The organism is Acinetobacter sp. S54 (assembly GCF_016624945.1).
Classification (GTDB): domain Bacteria; phylum Pseudomonadota; class Gammaproteobacteria; order Pseudomonadales; family Moraxellaceae; genus Acinetobacter.
Window position 1 is genome coordinate 94,099 of record NZ_JACVUI010000007.1, and the last position, 21,794, is coordinate 115,892.

Sequence of the window (21,794 nt, forward strand, 5' to 3'; positions counted from 1 at the left end):
GCTGGCCACCCAACCTCCTATTGAGCATTCATGAAATTAATCAATCACACCACTGATACCAACACGGACACTTGGATCACCTTGTGAAGCAGCTGCAACCCCCCCAGTGATTGACCAGCGGCCATTATCCGCAGTTTTTCGTAATGTAGCGCCCACTGCATTTTCTCCACCATGGTACGCGGCGCCAACAGCGTAAGTAAATTTACCTGCTACAAAAGGTGCTCCTTCCAACGCCATCGCAGAGGCAATACCCGCATTGGCCTTTTTCTCGACATCATCAATCCGACTATTGACGTTGTAGAATACCTGCTCAAGACGATCACCCAAATTGGTAATTCGATTACCTAAATCGACATCTGCCTGATTCAAGGCTCCTAATGCATCCCCGACATTGTTATAACTTCCGTTATTCACATTATAGGTAGGTGCAGTGAATTGACCATTTTCATATTTCGCCCCACCCCCCAATGAATCAACAACATATTGGTTGGACGTATTGAGCTGTGATCCATTCACTGCATCTTTAGACGTACTGGAAATTTCACCCGGCGCAACATTTGTGATTTTATGGTTACCCGCATTAATACCATTTTGATCGATATTAACATCGCCTACTTTCACAGTATTGGCAGTCACCGTATTGGATGTGACAGAATTAAACTTCACATCATCCGCAGTCGCAACCGTATATTCTTTACCGCCATTGCTGTTAGTACTTTCCTTAACGGTAATATTTTGACCTGCTTCAACCGTGGTGTGCTGACCCGCTGTTTTGTTAATCGAGCTAATCGCATCGTTAATATTGGTTGCACCTGTACCCCCAATATTAGTAATGGTATTTCCATCTCCTCCCTGGAATGCGCCATCACCAATAATGTCATGGATCTGGCTACCGTTGACTGCATCTTTGCTGTTCTGGGCAATGCTGCCTTCTGCAACGCCTGTCACTTTATTACCCGCTGCATCAATACCATTTTTGGTTACACTTGGCCCACCATCAATTGTTAAACCATTATCGTTCACCGTTGTATCACCCGCTGTCACACTCTCCACGGTAATATCTTTGGCTAAATCAACGGTAATGTTATTGCCTGTGTTATTAATACTGATATTGCCGTCTTTATTCGCAAAATCAACAGTATCCGTCGGTTTTACCTGACTCGCATTTTGACCATTTGTAGAAACAGTCCAACCTTTGTTGGCATTTTGAGCGGTTTCATTGATGGATTTAATCGCATCATTGATATTATCTTTTCCAGTATCACCAATATTATTATTTACGTATGTTCCTGTACCTGGATCATAGGTGGTATTTCCCCCAATAATATTTCTGATTTTAGTGGCTATGTTATAAAGCTGACCGCCGTTAATTGCGTCTTTTGAATCTTGCGCAACTGTGCCTGCTTCCACCCCTGTGATTTTATTGGTAGTTTTATCAATGACTACATTACCCACTGTCACTTTATCAAAACTTACCTCAGGGGTCGTAGCAACGGTAATCTGGTTGCCTGACTGTTGCACCGCAATATTATTTCCTGCAACAAAAGTCACGGTATCATCAGGAGCGACCTTGCTAACTGAGCTTCCTGTTACGGTACCCGTGCCCGTTTGATCTGTGGTTAATTTCCAGCCTTTATTGGCAACATCACTTACCGCCTGTAACTGACTACCATTAACAGCATCTTTTGAGGTGGAGCTAACCTCTCCATCCTGAACATTGGTAATCTTTTGATTCCCCGCATTTATTCCCGCAAAAGAGATAGAAGGTGAGTTGCTCAATGGTAAACCCGTTATTGGGTCAACAAAGCTTAAGCCACTATTGTTAATAATCGTCCCGCCTGCATTAACGCTGTCAAGGAGTAAGTCTTTACTCAAACTAAAGTCAATTGTTGTGGTTCCATTAGCATTCGTTGCAGCAGCCTTAAGATTGGTTTCTCCTGCAGCAAGACCGATATCTACAGTATCTTCAGGTTTGACTTGCGTAGAAGCCAGTGTCGAATCGGACTTTATATTCCAGCCTTTATTTGCCGTTTGAGCAACATCGCTTACTGCTTTCAATTGCTCTTCTGTTGCTGCCTGTTGCTGGTTATAAGTGCCATTGGCATCCCAGGTGGTATTGGTTAAACCACTCACCCTTCCTGTGGCTCCATTTAGTGTCACCGGAGATGCGCCACCCACTACGATCTGTGTTGCCCCTATTGAAGTCTGGTTGGTTCCATTACTAACACTAATTGAACCTGCTCCGATTGCACTGCTATTAGTACCATCAGTTACAGTCGTACCGTCTACAGTACTGCTATTGGATTTTGTTCCATCTGTCAGTTCAACTTTGCCATCTGTAACTTTACTATTACCCACCGTCAAACTACCGGCTTTGCTCAGGTTTACATCTTTGGCCAATTCAACAGCGACTTGTCCATTTACTACTTTGGTCGTGATATTGCTATCAGCACCTACGATATCAACAGTCTCTCCAAGTTTCTTCGTGACAGAGTTGCCATCGCCCGCTTTAAGTCCAAAGCCTGCATCCGTTAAGCCAGTCTGGATACTTTTTAACTGCTCTTCTGTGGCTGCACGTCCGACTGTCGCAAAATCTGCATTACTGGTTGTTTTATTGCTAAGGCCTGTGATTTCACCAGTATTACCATTAATAGTAATAGGGCTTCCTCCAATCGTCGGGCCAACTTTAATGACAGGTTCAAGACCGAAGGTTATTTGGTTATTCCCTGTATTGGTGACTTTGATATTCGTGTCTGTTGCACTGAAATCAACATTTTCACCCAAGGCAATGGTATCTTTGGAGGCTGTATTTCCATTTGAGCTCACCGTGAAGCCTTGATCGATAATACCTTTGATCTGGCTACCATTCACTGCATCCATAGAGGTATCTGTAATCGCTCCAGCACCAACATTGGTAATTTTATTAGTTCCAGCATTAATGCCAGTTGCACTTATACTTGGCGAGTTTGGAACGGCTCCGCCACTAGAATTAACAAAACTTAGTCCTTTGCTATCGATCACAGTTCCTGCGGCATTGACACTCTCTACCTTAATATCTTTGGCAAGTTTTACGGTTAGCTTGTTATCCGTGCTGTCTGCAACGACACCAATGTTATTATCCGTTAAATTCGTTTCTACAGATTCTCCACCTACTATACTGAGTTGTTGGCCCAATTTACGTTGTACATTTACACCCGCATTATCCCCTGTAAAGGTCAATGGTGTCGCCAGTTGATCTTCTGTAGCTGCTCGTCCAATAGTATAGTTGTTTGGGTCGAAAACTTTATTGGTTAAGCCAGTAATTGTTCCATCTTTACCATTAACTGTGACAGTAGAACCGCCAGGTTGCCCCCCAATATTAACAACCTCTGCCAGTTTCACATCCACATTAGTGCCTGTATGACTCACTGTAATATTGCTATCACTATTAGAGAAATCCACAGTTGCATCTGGCGCGACATTGGTTTTATTGGCAGTATCTTTGTTGGTCGTTAAATTCCAGCCTTTATTTGCCGTTTGAGCAACATCACTTACTGCTTTCAATTGCTCTTCTGTTGCTGCCTGTTGCTGGTTATAAGTGCCATTGGCATCCCAGGTGGTATTGGTTAAACCACTCACCCTGCCTGTGGCTCCATTTAGTGTCACCGGAGATGCACCACCCACTACGATCTGTGTTGCCCCTATCGAGGTCTGGTTGGTTCCATTACTAACGCTAATTGAACCTGCTCCGATTGCACTGCTATTAGTACCATCAGTTACAGTCGTACCGTCTACAGTACTGCTATTGGATTTTGTTCCATCTGTCAGTTCAACTTTGCCATCTGTAACTTTACTATTACCCACCGTCAAACTACCGGCTTTGCTCAGGTTTACATCTTTGGCTAATTCAACAGCGACTTGTCCATTTACCACTTTGGTCGTGATATTGCTATCAGCACCTACAATATCAACAGTCTCTCCAAGTTTCTTCGTGACAGAGTTGCCGTCGCCCGCTTTAAGTCCAAAGCCTGCATCCGTTAAACCGGTCTGGATACTTTTTAACTGCTCTTCTGTAGCTGCACGTCCGACTGTCGCAAAATCTGCATTAGTGGTTGTTTTATTGCTAAGGCCTGTGATTTCACCAGTATTACCATTAATAGTAACAGGGCTTCCTCCAGTCGTCGGGCCGACTTTAATGGCATTAGCCAGTTTCACATCCACATTTGTGCCTGTATGACTCACTGTAATATTGCTATCACTATTAGAGAAGTCCACGGTTGAATCTGGCGCGACATTGGTTTTATTGGCAGTATCTTTGTTGGTGGTTAAATTCCAGCCTTTATTTGCCGTTTGAGCAACATCGCTTACGCTTTTTAATTGTTCTTGCGTCGCAGCACGACCACCCGTATAAGTTTGGGCCGGATCCCAGGTCGTGTTAGATAAACCTGAAACATTTCCTGTAGTCACACTCGTAGTACCTACAGTTAAACCTGTATCGGTAAGAGTATTGGCACCCACTTTGACTTCATTATTTTTAACACTGGATGTACCTACCGTCACACTACCTGCATTGGTGAGGTTTACATCTTTGGCCAACTTTAATTGCAAGGTATCAGAACCATTAGCAACTACTCCAATATTTCCATCAGTCAGCGTCCCAGTTGCGCCACCTGTGACCTTGAGTTGTTGACCCAATTTTCGGTTTACTTGAGTACCGCTATCCCCAGCAAAAGCTAAAGGCGTATCTGCTAAATCCTGAATCGCCTGATTAGTTTGGTAGAGTTGACTGCCGTTAATTGCATCAGTGCTGCTGGAGGTTACACGACCTGCTGCAACATTAATAATTTGACGTTCATTATTTACAGAACCTACACTCACTGTAGATAATCCAGCCCCACTCCCTGCATAATTATAATCTTTGCCATTAATCGTACCTTTCGTGGTTTGATTATAACTACCAGATGCTGAACCATTCCCCAAGGCTACTGCATTTTCATTTGTCACAATTGTATTTGCACCAATAGCCACTGCATTAGCTGCTGTAGCCTGTGCATTCAAACCCTGTGCAATACTATTCGTGTTTAAAGCTTTTGCATTTTGCCCTTGAGCTATAGCATTGCTTCCCGTTGCTAATGCATTTGTACCCGTAGCAATTGCATAATCAGCAGAAGCCTGAGCATTCACACCCTGAGCAATGGTATTAATATTTAAAGCTTTCGCACCATAACCTTGCGCGATTGCGCTTTCTTGACTGGCCTGTGCCTCTTTACCCAGTGCCAAACTGTTTAAACCTGAAGCTTGTGATTTTTGGCCAACTGAAATCGCATCTTTTGCAGTTGCTTGAGATTCTGTACCCAGAGCAAGTGAACTTTCTTCAGTCGCTTTTGCAGTATTACCCACTGCTAACGCATTTTTAATTTGGGCAAAGCTATTGGTTCCTATCGCTATCGTATCCGAGTTGGAATTATTATCTATTTCTTCTTTAGTTGGGTTGGCCTTGCCTGAAACAGCACCTTTACCTAATGCAACCGCATTGGTCGCATAAGTGGTTGCATTCGTTCCTGTGGCAATTGAGTCCGTAGCAGCCGATTTAGCAGCATTACCAAATGCAAGTGCATTGGTCGCCGAAGAATTAGCATTTGTACCCAATGCATAAGCATTTTCAGCACTGGCACGAGAACTTACACCAAGCGCAGTAGAGGCATTCCCAGTTGATCTTGAATCATAACCTTGAGCAATACTTTCCGCGCCTTCAGCAATTGTATTTTGACCAATTGCAATCCCTTTTTCATTAGTGACTAAAGCTTGAGTACCAATAGCGATAGCATTGTCAATTTTACCAGTTGGTGATGTTTGAGGTGCTGCTTTAGCATCTTTACCTATTACAATACTGCCTTCACCACGACTAATCGCGTGATTACCTATTGCTACACCTGCCGTATCGTATACAACTGAATCAGCAGTTCCGATAACGGTTGCATAATCACCCAAAGACTGAACTTTTGAGCCAATGGCGGTACTGTTATTGTTTGCAGCTATAGCATCTGGACCGATAGCCACCGCATTAATACCTGTAGCTCCTTCGTTGGCACGATTACCTTTGGTAGTTGAGTTCACACTGATATATTTAGCGCGACTTTCTTCAACGGCTTGTTGCATTTGCTCAACATTGACCGCGTCTGTACCAACCTTACCTTCAGCAACTCCACTAATCACTGTATTCGGACGAAGATTAATTTGTTTAGATGTGGCATCTGTATAAGTCACTGCGTTTTCTGTAGCAGGAAGCTGGATTGCTCCTGTACTAAGTGCACCTAACGCTTCAACGACTGTATTATATTGATATTCTTTCCCACTCGTATCTTTTAACGTGATTTGAGAATAGTCCCCAGTTTGACTATTCACAGTAACATTACCACCAATAATATCTGCAACTTTTTCTTGTGCCTTTCTTAGTTGATTGACGTTGACTGCGTCATAATCTCCAGCACCGTCAGCGACATGTACGATTCGACGGTTAAAAGATGCAGTTGCTCCATTGGAGTCAGCACCGACTGAAACTACGCCCTCATCACCAATTAACGCAGAGGTAATATATCCAGCTTGGGTTTGCGAGGTAGTGCTCGACGCAATAGAGTTTGTTCCAAGTGCAATACTATTATCCTGTGACCATGCATTTGTCCCTAGTGCAACGCCATTATCTGCATTTGTGATATTACCTGTGCCGTCATCCACGCCCTGAACTTTTGATAATGCGCCTACTGCAACTGCACCTTGATTACTGGCATTTGCAGAATATCCCACTGCCACAGCACCTTGCCCAGATTGAGTTCTCGCTCCAAGTGCTGTGGTATGATTGATTGCAGTCGAACTTTGATTGGATATATAACCAATACTTACACTTTCTTCTCCAGCAGCGCCCTGACCTGCTTTGGAGCCAATCGCAATATTATAACTACCCGTTGTGTTGTTGGAGGCTTGCAAACCAATTGCAATATTTTCATTCCCGGTAATGTTTTGACCAGATGATGTGCCGATTGCGATGTGATTTTGATTGGCATTACCCGGTAAGTTAGCTGTCCCTTGTCCAGCATTACTACCAATTGATACCGCATTATTACTATTTGCCTGAGAGTTACTTCCTATTGCCGTACCCGCCACAGCACCCGCAATTGAGTTGTTACCAATAGCCGTTGCGCTTGCTGCTGAAGCATTGGAATTTCAACCTATTGCTGTAGCATTTGAGCCACTGGCTGCTGCTGCATTTCCTATTGCACTTGCGCCTGCGGCACTTGATGTAGCATTAGATCCAATCGCCAAAGCATTATTACTATTGTCACCTGTGACTTTTGCAGAATCACCAAGAGCTAAAGAGCTTGTAACATATTTTGAATCGACTGTTGCAGCCTGACCAATCACCGTGTTTTTATTACCTAAGGCGAGAGTATCTTTACCAATAGCAATAGATTCCACGCCATCAGTTGGAGCTGGTGTTGTACCATCGTCTTCAGTTCCTACGAGTGCATTTGTACCAATCGCGATAGAGTCAGTAGCGGATTTATTGGTTATCGCATTCGGCCCTACTGCGACAGAGTCTGTACCATAAGCAGCGGAGTCATCCAGAGTAGAGTTCGCATGAAAATACTTAACCCCTTGTGCTCCACTATTAAATAGTTTTTGTTCTAGCTCATAAAACTGATTACCTGTAATCACCTGTTGTGAGCCTGCTGCAATGGTTCCATCCTTTGCAACTGTAATTTGCCCATCATCAATAATTGTGCCGTCTACAGTGACTTTATTAAAAGTCACTTCATTTGCTGTTTTAACTGTATAAATCGTTTGGCCATTACTGCCATTGGAAGAAGTAACCTCAATATTATTACCCGCAGCCACTTCGGTTTTTGCAGCATTTACATCGGCTTTAGATGCCTTAGTAGCTAAACCTGTTGTCGCGTTGTTGACCTGATTATTGAGTGTATTGAAATCAGTTTGTGAGGCTTTCGTTGCTAAGCCTGTAGTGGCATTATTTACTTGATTATTTAAAGTGGTTAAATCGGCTTGTGAGGCTTTAGTGTTGACTGTACTCGTTAAGTTATTTAAATCAGTTTGTGAGGCTTTCGTTGCTAAGCCTGTAGAAGTATCATTTACTTTATTATTCAAATCATTGAGAGATGCTCCACTAGTACTGGTCACATCTGAACCAGTAATCTCCCCCGTAGCTGTTATATCACCCGTTACATTTAAATCTTCATTGATATCCTGTGCATGGGCTGATACAGCAAATGCGATTGTCGTCGCTACAATGACAATACCTGCTGTTTTCTTTACTGATTTTGATTTGCTTCTAGATTTGGCTAATTCAGAAACCGCGACCCATGCCCCTAAAGAAGCATTCCATACAACTTTGTAAACTTTATTCATCGTTTTTTACCGCCGTTAATTTTCAAGAAAGTTTTTTGTTGTAAATAAAATTCTATAGGCCAAATATTGACAACTCAATCAATATTTTTACTTGAAGTGTGAAAAATTACACATTAAATATTAAGTTTTAAGAGTTTAGGTAGGATTTTGATTAATAAAACTTAATATTAACGATGAGTTTTTTATTAAAAATTGTATTCAGATTGAATCTATTCAGTTAATTTAATTAATTTTTTGATAAAATTCATGTGAGATCTTTCCTTAATTTTGTAGTTTTATTTATTATCAAGTTGGCATATTGTAAAAATATGAAAAAAAATCGTAAAAATTTAATACAACAGCGCAAACAGCTCACCCGATTTCAGCAATATCGATCATCCGTCTCATGCCATCATTTATTTAGAAAAATTTTAACCTCGTTTAAATATCAAAAAATTGGTCTGTATTTACATGCTTTCGGTGAAGTTCATACTAAATTGTTGATTGAAGAATGTTATCGATTAAATAAAGATGTTTTTTTCCCCATGATTTGTAATATGAACAATCAACTGGTGTGGGTAAACGTGAGTCGCACGCAATATCGAAACAAACGTTTTTCACATCATCCGCTAGGGATGAAGGAACCGATGGCAAATCGAGCCCATCATGTATCTTATCTTGACTTGCTAGTTATGCCTTTACTTGCCTGTGATTATAGAGGAACCCGTATCGGCATGGGAGGAGGCTTTTATGACCGAACGTTGGCCTCCGCTCCGCATAAACCTTTTCGGTTAGGTTTGGCGCATTCTTTTCAATTACTCGATCAAAACCTGATTCGCCAACCTTGGGATCAACCCTTAGATGCCTTACTCACACCAGATCGTGTTTATCATTTTAATCGCAAAGCCTTTCATTTAAGTAATTCCGACTGATTTGCTTATTTTTTTGCATTTTCTATCCTTATGCCCTTGTAATTTTCAAAATACACATCACTATAAAAAACATGGCAACATTGTTGTCACTCATTAGGAGTGCCCATGTCTGAAAATATTATGAATATAGAAACCTTAGAGCCTCAGGTTCCAAGTGTATTACCGCTTTTAGCGTTGCGTGATGTTGTGGTTTATCCACACATGCAAATTGCGCTATTCGTGGGTCGTGAAAAATCGATCAATGCAGTGGATGTGGCTCGTAACAGTGACAATTTAGTATTTGTAGTTGCACAAAAAGATTCTCTTACCGAAGAAATTGATCACGACAACCTTTATCAATATGGTACTGTCGCGAAGATTGTGCAAGTTGTGAATCACGAAAATGATGAAAACTGTATTAAGGTTTTAATTGAAGGTCTATATCGTTCAAAACTGACCAAGATTATTGATGAAGATAGTCATTTAACTGCTGAACATCAATTAAGTCCAATGACGGTCAGTATGGATAAAAATGACCAGGAAACTCGTTTGCAGGAATTGCGTACTTTATTTGCTCAATATGCAGAAGCAAAACTACGTAATGCCCGTGAACTGGTGACTGCTGCGAATAAAATCGAAGACTTGCTACAGCTGATGTTCTTTGTCGCAACTCGTGTACCATTAAATATCGATGTGAAACAAAAGTTTCTGGAAAATGACGAGTTTGAAACGCATTTGCAAGAGTTAACCACATATTTAACTCAACAATCTGCTGAACAGCAAATTGAGCAAACATTGCATGACAACGTTAAACGTCAAATGGAAAAAAATCAGCGTGAATACTTTCTAAATGAAAAAATGAAAGTAATTCAACGTGAACTTTCCGATATGAATGGTGGTGCTGAAGACGACGTTGCTGAAATTGAAAAACGTCTTGTCGAGGCTGATTTGCCAGAGCATGTACGCAAAAAAGCTGAGGCAGAATTTCGTAAATTAAAAGCGATGCAACCCGCTTCGAGTGAAGCTGCTGTGGTGCGTAACTATCTTGAAGTCATTCTGGATACACCTTGGAATACTGCAAGTAAAGTCAGCATTAATCTGAAAAAAGCACAGGAAATTCTGGATACTGATCACTATGGTCTAGACGATGTAAAAGACCGTATTGTGGAATATCTAGCAGTTCAGTCTCGTGTGAAAAAGCTTCGCGGTCCGATTTTGTGTCTGGTTGGTCCTCCAGGTGTGGGTAAAACTTCACTAGGTGAGTCTATCGCGAAGGCCACAGGACGTGAGTTTGTGCGTATGGCCTTAGGCGGTGTACGTGATGAAGCTGAAATTCGTGGTCACCGTCGTACTTATATTGGTGCGATGCCAGGTAAAATCGTGCAGTCATTGACCAAAGTTGGAGTAAAGAATCCATTATTCCTACTCGATGAAATTGACAAAATGGCACAGGATTATCGTGGTGATCCAGCTTCTGCATTGCTTGAAGTACTTGATCCATCACAAAATGGCAAATTTAATGATCATTACTTAGATCTTGATCTAGATTTGTCAGAAGTGATGTTTATCTGTACTGCCAACAGTATGAATATTCCAGAAGCGTTACTTGATCGTATGGAAGTCATTCGCTTGCCGGGTTATACCGAGGAAGAAAAAGTCAATATTGCTGAGCGTTATCTTGTACCGAAAGCAATTAAAGACAATGGCTTGCGTAGCAGTGAATTGACTGTTCATGAAGAAGCAATTCGAGATATCGTTCGTCGCTACACACGTGAAGCTGGTGTTCGTAGTTTAGAGCGTGAAGTATCGAAGATCGCACGTAAAGTCGTGAAAGAAGCTGTGAGTAAGAAGTCGAAGAACTTACACATTGATGTAACTGGTGAAAATCTACCAGATTATTTAGGTGCGCATAAATTTGACTACGGCATGGCGGAAGATGAAGCTCAAATAGGTCGCGTTAATGGCTTGGCATGGACTTCAGTCGGCGGTGAGCTACTTACTATTGAAGTAGCAGCAGTAAAAGGTAAAGGTAAATTCATTACAACTGGTTCACTCGGTGATGTAATGAAAGAATCCATTACTGCGGCAATGACTGTAGTACGTACTCGTGCAGATGAACTTGGTATTGAAGCATCTCGCTTTGAAGAAACTGATGTTCACGTTCACTTGCCAGAAGGTGCTACCCCTAAAGATGGCCCTTCTGCTGGTTTAGCCTTAACGACTGCGTTGGTTTCTGCATTTACAGGGATTCCAATTCGTGCTGATATTGCGATGACAGGTGAAACCTCTTTACGTGGTAATGCATTGCGTATTGGTGGATTGAAAGAGAAACTTTTGGCAGCCCACCGCGGTGGTATCAAATTAGTATTTATCCCACAGGATAACGTACGTGATTTGGCTGAGATTCCAGATAATGTCAAAGAAGGTCTGGAAATTAAAGCAGTGAAAAGTATCGATGAGATTCTACCTCTTGCTTTAACCGAGCAGCCTAAACCATTGGCTAAAACACCAATTGTTAAACCTGTAGAAGAGTCAAAAGCTGCCCGTCATTAATCTCCTTATGAAATCATGAAAAAGAGAGTTTAGGCTCTCTTTTTTTACATTAATTAGGTTGAAAATTAACCAATAACACCCATAATAAAATTAAGGGTTCATGATTTTCATTTTTTATTGAATTTTTGGTATGGTCATCTGATTCTCCAGACAGATGATCTTTTAATCGCAGTCCTTCACACTTTCTAGGACTGCGTTTTTTTATTAATTTTTATTGAATGTCAACTATTTGCTTAAGCCTTAAACATTCAATCGAGTAAAATCATAATCCGCATGAAGCAGGATTATATCCCCGCTATACTTATATCCGTTCGCATTTACCATTGAGCCATATTATGAAAATCCGAATTCTGACTATAGGTCAAAAAATGCCAGCATGGGTCTTGACAGGATTTGAAGATTATTTCAAAAGGATTCAGCCTTTTGTTCAAACCCAAGTCATTGAGCTTGCAATGGCTAAACGGGGTAAGAATGATTCAGAAGCGGATATTTTAAAATATTGCCAAATCGAAGGTGAAAGCATTCTCAATGCATTAAAACCGAATGAAACCTTGATTGCACTAGAAGTAGGTGGGCGTGAGTTAAGTACCGAAAAACTTGCTGATACCATGAAATCATGGATGCTCGAAGGGAACGATGTGGCTTTGGCGATTGGCGGCCCCGACGGACTATCCGATCAAGTGCGCCAAGCTGCTGCGTGGCATTGGTCTTTATCTAAACTAACAATGCCTCACCCTTTGGTTCGGATTTTGCTGATTGAGCAACTTTATCGCGCTATGAGTATCAATCACAATCATCCCTATCATCGGGCTTGACCAATAGTTTGAAACAAAATCATTAAACCAAAGCGATATTTCTTTGGCAAGATAAATTGATATGCATGAGGTTAGCAGCATGAATCTACAAACACTTCCGGGGCTATTTATTTCTCATGGTTCCCCCATGCTTGCGCTTGATCCTGAACAAGTTGGGCCTGCTTTGCATCGTCTGAGTTTTAATTTACCCAAACCCCAAGCTATTGTAATCATGTCTGCACATTGGGAAAGTCAGTCACTGGAAATTAGTACATCAACCCGCCCACAAACATGGCATGACTTTCGAGGCTTTCCCGAAGAATTATATCAAATTCATTATCCCGCTCCGGGGCAACCAGAACTGGCTGAAGAAATCCTGAAAATATTGGCTGAACATCATATTCCTGCTCATGCCAATAGCACTCGGCCACGTGATCATGGAGTGTGGATGCCATTGTTACATATGTATCCAGATGCAGATATTGCTGTTGTTGAAATTTCATTACCCATGAATATGAATGCAGATGAAATTTATCAAATTGGTAAAGTCCTTGCTCCATTACGTGAACGCCAGATTCTTTTAATTGGATCAGGCAGCATCACGCATAATTTGGCAGAATTATCATGGGATGGAAATGCCCAGCATATTCCAGAATGGGCTTCTTCATTTCGCAATTATGTGGTGAATAAACTGACCCATCAAGATTATGAGGCTGTGCTGAACTGGCCAGATATTCCCTACATTGAACGAAACCACCCTACTCTCGAACATTTTGCTCCCCTATTTTTTGCAATGGGTGCGGGTAATCGTTTTTCAATTGTGCATAGCAGTTTTTCTATGGGCGCTTTGGGTATGGATATTTATCGTTTTGATTAAGCTGAATTTGGTTATTTAACACTTTAAAGATTCTAGTTTACTCAGCTCATCTTAGACAAAAGAACGCAAAAACTCCCTTTCTAATGAAGTTCTAAAAACACATTTCTCTATTTATAAAAATGCTAACTAAGAATGGCATCACGATATCAGGACTAAAATAAAGGAAGGGCTATTGAAATCCAGAATAAAGTTTTAGAATATTTTCTAATGTTATGCTAACAAACTAATAGCCCAAAAACGCCATCAAATACAACGCTTTAAAAAATATAAATTATTTTCTAAAACTACCCAGTAATGCATTCGTAATCGATTGATTATTTTCCACAGCTCTGGATTTTTTAGCTTTGGTAGACTGATCAATTACTCTCTCGATTTTCACTGCTCTGTATTTGCCATTATTCTCGATCACTTTGAACTTTACGCGCTCGTTTCGCTTCGGCTCACCGTCTTCAAGCGGAAAGTCAGAAATATGAAAAAAGATATCTTGGTCTAATGCGCCAATAAATCCAAATCCTTTTTTTGCATCGTATTGCTTAACTTTACCTTGATAGAATTCAGATTTCATAGCTAGGGTCCATAACATTACACATTTTTTTATTATATATTAATCTCTATCAAGAAAGTGGAATAGCACAAATCTTGCTCACTGATAGTCTACAACCGATTTGCACTATTTATGAATAATATGATTAAAAAATCTCTCAACCTGATGAGATTGAGAGATCCATAAAAGATTTCCAAAGAACTATTTCACATGAGTCTTTGGTAAAAAGAATGTTGCCAAGCCAAGTAATGGCAAATACGAACATAATTTGAAGACCCATTCAATCCCGTTTACATCTGCTAAATGCCCAAGTCCTGCCGCAGCAATCCCACTCACTCCAAACATTAAACCAAACATTAATCCTGAAATCATTCCAACACGTCCCGGAACCGCTTCCTGAGCATATACCACCATCGCAGCAAAAGCCGAAGACAATACTAACCCCGCAATAATCGAAAGAATCGTCGTCCAGAATAAATCGGCATAGGGCATCATCAAGGCAAATGGTGCCATGCCAGCAAAAGAGACCCAAATTACAGCTTTACGCCCAATTTTATCGCCAATAGGCCCGCCTGCAAATGTTCCCACTGCAACAGCTGCCAAGAAGGCAAATAAATGGAGTTGTGCTGTTTGCAAGCTCACATGGAATTTATGAATAAGATAAAAAGTAAAATAGTTACTAATACTGGCAATATAAGTAAATTTAGCAAACATCAATAAACAAATCGTGCCAATAGCCAGCGTTAATTGACGGCCATGCAATTTACTACTGGCATTGACAATACGCGAAACAGCTTGAGTTTTGGCATGATGTATCGTCCATTGGCTAACACGAGTCAGGATCCAGATTGCCAATAATGCAAAAATTACTAACCAAGCTACAGCATGCTGGCCAAATGGCACAATAATCAGGGCAGCCAATAAAGGCCCAATTGCAGTGCCTGTATTACCACCGACCTGAAACGTAGATTGAGCTGTACCAAAACGTCCGCCCGAAGCCATACGTGCCACTCTTGAGGCTTCAGGATGAAAGGTCGATGAACCGACCCCTATCAAAGCTGATGCGACCAACAATATCGTAAAAGTTGGCGAAAATGCGAGCAACAAAATGCCAAGAAACGTCACACACATACCCAGTGGCAATAGATAAGGTTTTGGATGTTTATCGGTATAAAGCCCAATCCAAGGTTGTAATAATGATGCAGTTACCTGATAAACCAATGAAATCAGACCAACTTGGGTAAAACTCAAAGCAAAGTTAGCTTTGAGCATTGGATAAATTGCAGGAAGTACTGCCTGAATCAAATCGTTGAGTAAATGTGCAATGGCTACAGCACCTACAACTTTAATTATCATCACTTGCGGCTGAGTATTTACAGCCACACTTTCCACGACATTTTCTTTCAACGGTATTGAAGACGTCATCCCAAGAAACTCCAATCATTGTTTAACTAATGTTGCTATTGTAATGTGTCGCTTATACAGCTATCTTCCAATAATCATTGTATAAGTGACATTTTCTTTTTTTCATATGACTCTTTCTCTTGTACCCTCTGAATTAATGATCGGGCTTTCCTCAGAACATCGCTATCGAGAAGTGACATACGCCCATGCACATTTACAGGCACAGCTTCTGTATGCCTCTAAGGGCGCAATTCAAGTTTTTACAGGCCATCAAGTCTGGATTATGCCACCCATGTGTGCATTATGGATTCCTCCACGTGTTGAACATAGTGTTATTTCCTTAAGTCATGTTCAATTAAACACCGCTTTGGTGGAAGAAAATGCAGCTAAAGCTATGGGAAAAAATTGTTTTTTAATTCGAGTGAGTAATTTATTACATGAATTACTCATTCGTTTTAATGAACTCGATCAGCTTCGAAAAAGTGATCCTTCTATTTCACAGGAAATTTCCCATGCTCTACAAATTATTATTTTTAATGAAATTCAAAGAGCTAATTCTTTAGCCGTACAAATCCCGTGGCCTAAAGAAAAACGCCTGATTAAGATTTGTGAAACACTTTTGCAATCGCCAAATCAATTAAAAGATTTAAATACATGGGCCGATGAAATTGGCACTAGTTCACGCACGCTAATGCGTATGTTTCAGAAAGAAACAGGGCTTTCTTATCGTGCATGGATTCAACAAATGCATATCGCATTGGCTTTAAGCAAAATTGCAGATGGATTATCTGTAAGTCAGATTTCTGAGTCTTTAGGATATGCCAATGCCAGTGCATTCAGTGCCATGTTCAAACGCCATTTAGGCAAGACCCCACAACAATTTAGAACTGAGATACGATAAAGCGACCTCATTTAATCAGAAAAATCTTCCTGATTTTGCATTAAATCATCCATGTCCTGATAAACATGTAACACTCGGTCTTTATGAGTTCGAGCATGATCAAGACGCTGTTCAGGATCAACCAAAAGTAAGCTATGACCGTCATCAATTAACCGATCCATGCCTTCCAGAAACATTCGTTTACCCACCTCATGGATGAGTGAAATTTGGGTCAGATCAATGATAATTGTGCTTTTATCTACAGGCTCGTGTTGAAAAGTACGTAATAACATTTCAGCTTCGGTAAACTTCAACACACCACGCAGCACATATACACTCAGCGATGCATTTTTTCCAGTTCGATAATGACTTTGTACTATGGTTTGTGCCGAAGGCGTACCTTCCATCAAATGTAATCCCATATCACGTGATAACCGTTCCATCATATCAATCCCGCGTATACTATTGCCATGTACATCCAGTTTTGGTGAAAAAACGGCGATACTAACCTGCCCTGGTAATACACCCAATATGCCACCAGCCACTCCACTTTTGGCTGGAATACCCACGGTTGTTAACCAGTCACCTGCGGCATCATACATACCACAACTCATCATTACACTGAGGACTTGGCGTACCACTGAACGGTTTAATAGGCGCTTCCCAGTTTTAGGATCAACCCCGCCATTTGCAAAAACACTTCCCATCCGAACAAGATCTTTGACTGTGACCAGAATTGAACATTGGCGAATATAACCATTCACAATATCAACAGGATCTGCTTCCAGAATGCCAACTGTTCTTAGCATATAACCGATCGACAAATTACGGTAAGCTGTTTTAATTTCAGAGCAATAAACGGAATCATCAAAACTTAATTTACGCCCTGCTAACTCACTCATAAACTCACGTAAAATTTCTGCACTTGGCAGACCCTCTTTAACTGGAATCAGAGAATGCGTAGTAATTGCACCAGAGTTAATCATCGGGTTTTTTGGACGACTATCTTTCCCCAGTGAAATTTCATTAAATGCCTCTCCTGAAGGTTCAACACCCACTTTTTCCAACACTGCATCAATTCCCATTTGTTGCAATACATAGGCATAGGTAAACGGTTTAGACATTGACTGAATGGTAAATTCAATTTCATCATCTCCGACAGAATAAATCTCGCCATCGACAGTGGACATGGCTAAAGCCAATCGATCTGGATTAGCATTTGCTAACTCTGGAATATAATCAGCCAAATGTCCGCTGTTATCTATATCGCAAGCATCTAAAACGTGGGCCAAATAATCTGGAAGAGGCGTTTTCATAACAATTAACCTGCACTATTCTTCATTTGTTATTTAATTTTTATCGTACAGGGTATTGATAATATTAAAATTATATCTTTTGTAATGATTTTCAATCAGAAACTCTTAAAATACATATATAGCAATTTAAGGATCTTTCCATTCATCATAGAATTTTAAAAATGTAAACGACTAAATCACCCGTTCTACAAATAAGATGCCATTCAAATGATCCACTTCATGTTGCACAATACGCGCAGGAAACCCCGCATAGTTAGTTTCGTACCATTCTCCCTGTAAAGACTGATAACGCACTTTGACTGAATAAGCACGTTCTACTTCTCCACGAGCATTTGGCACACTGAGACAGCCTTCTTCACCCAGACACGTTTCATGAGAAAATTCTAAAATTTCAGGATTCACCATCACCACAGCATCCATTTCAGGCGCATCTGGATAACGGAGATTCGGCCGCGAAGCCACGATAATAATTCTTTTGGAAATATACACTTGTGGTGCAGCAATACCGACACCATTTCGTTGCAGCATAGTATTATGCATGGCAGCAGCGAGCTGCATCAACCATTCACTATTAAATTCTGAGTCAGCTACAGATGCCGCCTGAATAGTTAAGACTGCTTCGCCACGTTGAGCAACAGGTAAAATGGTGTTCATCTCACAGACCTATGGTTATTTGATTGATATTTTGCGACTGAAACTTCACCATAGCAAGTAAAGTGCAATATCACTGTCTAAAAATTTATTGTTTTTAAAATATCCCAAAATCAGTTGAAATATTCACTTCTCAAAACGAGCCATGTGAGATTTATTATGGGCTATTTTTAAAAAATTAGTATTCACTTAATCTTGTATTCAGCTTTAACTTCTAAGCTGGATGATAGAAAAATACATAGAAATCCAAGCCATGAATACCACGCAACTTTTGTTAGGACTCATCTTTAGCTGTATTGGCTTAGGCTATTTTTTATATGGAAAAAAGCAAAAAGTGATTGTGCCTTTCGTATGTGGCTTGGTGCTCATGATTTTTCCTTATTTCGTTGAAAATATAACACTGCTGAGTATCATGGGAATCCTCTTATCTATTATCCCGTATTTTGTACGTTTATAACGGGCAATAGTTCATCTACATTTAGTTTCCAAGTTCTTGTTACTTTTACAGATCGTGAATGATTTACTTTTCATTTAAATTTCAAGTAATATCAATTCACTTATTTTATTCATTGAATCATTCCAGCATGGATGCTACTCCCCATCTTTCCCGTCAGGATAAACGTACACTTGCACTTTCCTCATTGGGTGGCGCACTAGAATTTTATGATTTTGTCATTTATGTATTTTATGCAAAGATCATTTCGGATTTATTTTTTCCAAGTACTCTAAGTCCTTTTTGGGCGATGTTAAATACCTATGGTATTTTTGCAGCAGGCTATTTTTTCCGCCCATTAGGCGGCGTGGTCATGGCACATTTTGGTGATCTGGTTGGACGTAAACGGCTTTTTTCCCTGTCTATTTTGTTAATGGCACTCCCCACATTAGTGATCGGCATTCTGCCTACATTTGAAACAATCGGTTATTTAGCGCCCGTCTTATTATTGTTTATGCGTGTAATACAAGGTATCGCTATTGGGGGTGAAATTCCTGCTGCATGGACATTCGTCTCTGAACATGTTCATGAACAGCGCATTGGACTCGCAAATGGTTTATTAACCGCAGGTTTGTCTTTAGGAATATTACTTGGTGCACTGATGTCTTTATGGATTTCATTGCAGTTTACTGAAACGGTCATACATGAGTGGGCATGGCGAATTGCCTTTATCGCAGGGGGAGTTTTTGGATTATTTGCCTTATATTTACGCAGTTACTTGAAAGAAACACCTGTATTTAAAGCCATGCAAGCCCGTAAACAATTGTCCAAGGAATTGCCTGTCAAACAAGTCTTGGTCAATCATAAAGAAGCAGTTGTTATTGGCATGTTATTTACATGGTTTTTAACGGCTTGTGTCGTCGTGATCATTCTGGCAATGCCTAATTTGCTTACCACCGTTTTTGGCTTTGATCGTGCTAGTGCGTTTAAAATGCAAAGTGCGGCTATTATCATGCAAATGATGGGCTGTATTCTGGCTGGAACATTGGCAGATCGTTTTGGCTGCGCCAAAGTCATGATGGCTGGAGCAACTGCCTTGGCTATTATGGCGGCGGTTTTTTATAACAGTCTTGGACATGCTAACCACACCACCATTTTCATATTATATATGCTACTTGGTTTGTGCTCAGGAACGGTGGGCATGGTGTCATGCAGTATGGTCAAAATGTTCCCTGCACCTATTCGTTTTTCAGGTATTTCATTTTCATATAATGTGTCTTATGCGATTGTGGGTGGATTAACCCTCCCCTTTATTCAGATATTAAGCCAATACAGTAAGATCGGTGCCATGTACTATATTTTTACATTGGCAATCATGGCTTGCCTAACGGCAGTAATATTTAAAAAGAAATTTGAGCCTTCAAAAACCGTAAACCCTCATCATTCAAACCTATCAAAAAGCTCGTGAATAACCACGAGCTTTGATTCTTTAAAGTGATTTGAGAAACTCCAAACCACGCTTAAGCTCTAGTTCATTCACTGAATGTCCCAAGCCTTGATAAATTTCTAGTTCAACATTAAAACCTGCTTCACGTAGTGCTTTAAACGCATCCTGACTTTCATAAACAGGAATAACTTCATCCGCTTCACCATGCATTAGCGTAATTTTAGCAGACTGATTAGCATTCGCTTCAATCGGTGAAGCCAAACGACCCGAAAAGCCAATTACGCCTGCAATTGGCCAGCGACCCGAAGCGACTGCATCCAGAGACATAATGGTTCCTTGTGAGAAACCACAGAATACAACCTGATCGATTTTATCTTTAAAATCGTGTTCATCCAAAATTCGCTGGACTGTCTGATCAAAATACTCGCGTGCCTGTTCGATGCGCTCAAAACGATTTTCTTCTGTAATGCCGGTTAGACTGAACCATTGAAAAACTTCATGACTCTGCATAAAGGGAAAAGGAGCATTTGGAGAAGCAATGCTTAAACCTTCGATCTGGCGTTGCCAATATTGTGCAATCGGCAATAAGTCTCGCCCATTACTCCCAACCCCATGAAACATGATTACCAGTTTCTCTGCCATCTCATCTCACCTTTATGATTCAACTTTCTCTAGTTTAATTCGCAATTGGCATTGATATTTCATACATTCATATTAATCTTGTAATACCCATGATATATTTCGATGTTTAATTTTTTTAATTTGTATTGAATTATAATACAAAATTCTTCCGCACCATCATCTAACCCCGAGACTGCCCAAGTTGTACCTTGTGGAAAATCATTTAACCATTTTGCTTTGTATACATCGGACACAGAATCAAAATCCAGATAATGCTCAGGTGTTTGGCAAATTTTTTCGGCTAATTGGTCAAAACATTGCTGTTTATGCTGTTCCAGAATAATAATCGTCATATCGATAATTGAATCTGCTGCTTACGTTTTACTTGTTCCCATTGCCACCAGCCAAAAGCAGCCATCCCCACAAATGCTGCATATAAGCCCGCAGTAAGATATAAATCTTTATAAATAAACATGCCCACATAAACAATGTCGACAAAAACCCACAAAATCCATGTCGCAATGTGTTTACGACTAGTCCAATAGGTCGCTAACAAACTAAACGCGGCCAGCTGAGAATCTAGCATTGGTACGGCGGCATCGGTAAAATGCTTTAATGTGAGTCCGAAAACAATCCCTGCCACTGTGGCAAGTGACATCTGAAAAATCACCAATTTAACAGAAATAGCTTCAATCCGAATGTCATGATCGACTTGTTTACCTTTCAACCAATGATAAAACCCGTAAAAGTTCACCACCATAAAGAAAAACTGCAAAATGGTTTCGCCATACAACTTAAACGTAAAAAATAAATAAGCATACAAAACGAAAGCTAAAAAATTGAACCACCAGCACCACATATTACGTTTAATGGTTAAAGCCACACCAATCACGCTGATAATCACTGCAACAATCTCAAGTGGAGACATGCTCTTTACGTCAAAAAATGGAAAGCACTATTATGAAATGTTTCTGAGTCTACGCA

16 protein-coding genes are annotated in these 21,794 nt (G+C 40.5%); 7 read left to right on the plus strand and 9 right to left on the minus strand.

Translation table 11 applies throughout. The annotated features are described in order from the left end of the window. Window positions 1-36: 36 nt before the first annotated feature. Both IAE20_RS11535 and IAE20_RS11540 read right to left on the minus strand, forming a co-directional pair. A complete protein-coding gene (locus IAE20_RS11535; protein WP_200482095.1) occupies window positions 37-7,140 on the minus strand; it encodes a YadA-like family protein in 7,104 nt (2,367 codons plus the stop codon). A gap of 60 nt (window positions 7,141-7,200) precedes the next feature. After that, on the minus strand, window positions 7,201-8,400 hold the full coding sequence (locus IAE20_RS11540) for an ESPR domain-containing protein (protein WP_200482105.1): 1,200 nt from the start codon (window positions 8,398-8,400) through the stop codon (window positions 7,201-7,203). Window positions 8,401-8,708: 308 nt separating this feature from the next. On the opposite strand from IAE20_RS11540, the gene IAE20_RS11545 reads away from it, so the two are divergent. The 4 genes from IAE20_RS11545 to IAE20_RS11560 all read left to right on the plus strand — a co-directional run bounded on the left by IAE20_RS11545 (window position 8,709) and on the right by IAE20_RS11560 (window position 13,514). After that, window positions 8,709-9,311, plus strand: coding sequence for a 5-formyltetrahydrofolate cyclo-ligase (locus IAE20_RS11545; protein ID WP_200461379.1), 603 nt, complete (start codon window positions 8,709-8,711; stop codon window positions 9,309-9,311). Window positions 9,312-9,416: 105 nt separating this feature from the next. After that, on the plus strand, window positions 9,417-11,843 hold the full coding sequence (gene lon / locus IAE20_RS11550) for an endopeptidase La (protein WP_200482096.1): 2,427 nt from the start codon (window positions 9,417-9,419) through the stop codon (window positions 11,841-11,843). A 335-nt stretch (window positions 11,844-12,178) separates the two neighbouring features. Beyond that, complete coding sequence (rlmH, locus tag IAE20_RS11555) at window positions 12,179-12,658, plus strand: 23S rRNA (pseudouridine(1915)-N(3))-methyltransferase RlmH (protein WP_200461381.1); 480 nt, start codon at window positions 12,179-12,181, stop codon at window positions 12,656-12,658. Between the two features lie 79 nt (window positions 12,659-12,737). Continuing rightward, window positions 12,738-13,514 carry a dioxygenase gene (locus IAE20_RS11560; protein WP_200482097.1) on the plus strand — a complete coding sequence of 259 codons (777 nt, stop codon included), beginning with the start codon at window positions 12,738-12,740 and terminating at the stop codon, window positions 13,512-13,514. A gap of 271 nt (window positions 13,515-13,785) precedes the next feature. Here IAE20_RS11560 and IAE20_RS11565 read toward each other — a convergent pair whose 3' ends face one another. Together IAE20_RS11565 and IAE20_RS11570 are read right to left on the minus strand one after the other, a co-directional pair. Beyond that, the gene (locus IAE20_RS11565; protein ID WP_200461383.1) at window positions 13,786-14,079 is read right to left on the minus strand and encodes a cold shock domain-containing protein; all 294 of its coding nucleotides are present in this window, start codon (window positions 14,077-14,079) and stop codon (window positions 13,786-13,788) included. A 180-nt stretch (window positions 14,080-14,259) separates the two neighbouring features. After that, window positions 14,260-15,483: an MFS transporter gene (locus IAE20_RS11570; protein WP_200461384.1), complete on the minus strand. Its 1,224-nt coding sequence runs from the start codon at window positions 15,481-15,483 to the stop codon at window positions 14,260-14,262. 106 nt (window positions 15,484-15,589) lie between these two features. Between IAE20_RS11570 and IAE20_RS11575 the strand changes: the two genes are divergently transcribed. Further along, on the plus strand, window positions 15,590-16,363 hold the full coding sequence (locus IAE20_RS11575; RefSeq protein ID WP_200461415.1) for an AraC family transcriptional regulator: 774 nt from the start codon (window positions 15,590-15,592) through the stop codon (window positions 16,361-16,363). An 11-nt stretch (window positions 16,364-16,374) separates the two neighbouring features. Here the strand turns inward: IAE20_RS11575 and IAE20_RS11580 are convergent, their stop codons facing one another. Beyond that, window positions 16,375-17,658: a glutaminase gene (locus IAE20_RS11580; RefSeq protein ID WP_200461385.1), complete on the minus strand. Its 1,284-nt coding sequence runs from the start codon at window positions 17,656-17,658 to the stop codon at window positions 16,375-16,377. A gap of 171 nt (window positions 17,659-17,829) precedes the next feature. After that, a complete protein-coding gene (def, locus tag IAE20_RS11585; RefSeq protein ID WP_200461386.1) occupies window positions 17,830-18,312 on the minus strand; it encodes a peptide deformylase in 483 nt (160 codons plus the stop codon). Between the two features lie 250 nt (window positions 18,313-18,562). On the opposite strand from def, the gene IAE20_RS16785 reads away from it, so the two are divergent. After that, window positions 18,563-18,766, plus strand: a complete 204-nt coding sequence (locus IAE20_RS16785) for an amino acid transport protein (RefSeq protein ID WP_227610941.1) — start codon at window positions 18,563-18,565, stop codon at window positions 18,764-18,766. Window positions 18,767-18,893: 127 nt separating this feature from the next. Continuing rightward, entirely contained in the window at window positions 18,894-20,210 is a 1,317-nt protein-coding gene (locus tag IAE20_RS11590; RefSeq protein ID WP_200461387.1) for an MFS transporter, read from the plus strand. Window positions 20,211-20,231: 21 nt separating this feature from the next. Here IAE20_RS11590 and IAE20_RS11595 read toward each other — a convergent pair whose 3' ends face one another. From IAE20_RS11595 to pnuC, 3 genes are read right to left on the minus strand one after another with little or no spacing between them, the layout of a single operon-like run. Then, the gene (locus tag IAE20_RS11595) at window positions 20,232-20,831 is read right to left on the minus strand and encodes an alpha/beta hydrolase (protein ID WP_200461388.1); all 600 of its coding nucleotides are present in this window, start codon (window positions 20,829-20,831) and stop codon (window positions 20,232-20,234) included. Between the two features lie 59 nt (window positions 20,832-20,890). Further along, window positions 20,891-21,163 (minus strand): hypothetical protein, encoded by a 273-nt coding sequence (locus IAE20_RS11600; protein WP_200461389.1) that lies wholly within the window; start codon window positions 21,161-21,163, stop codon window positions 20,891-20,893. Continuing rightward, entirely contained in the window at window positions 21,160-21,738 is a 579-nt protein-coding gene (gene pnuC / locus IAE20_RS11605; protein WP_200482098.1) for a nicotinamide riboside transporter PnuC, read from the minus strand. Before pnuC ends, IAE20_RS11600 begins: the two co-directional genes overlap by 4 nt. Window positions 21,739-21,794: the final 56 nt, after the last annotated feature.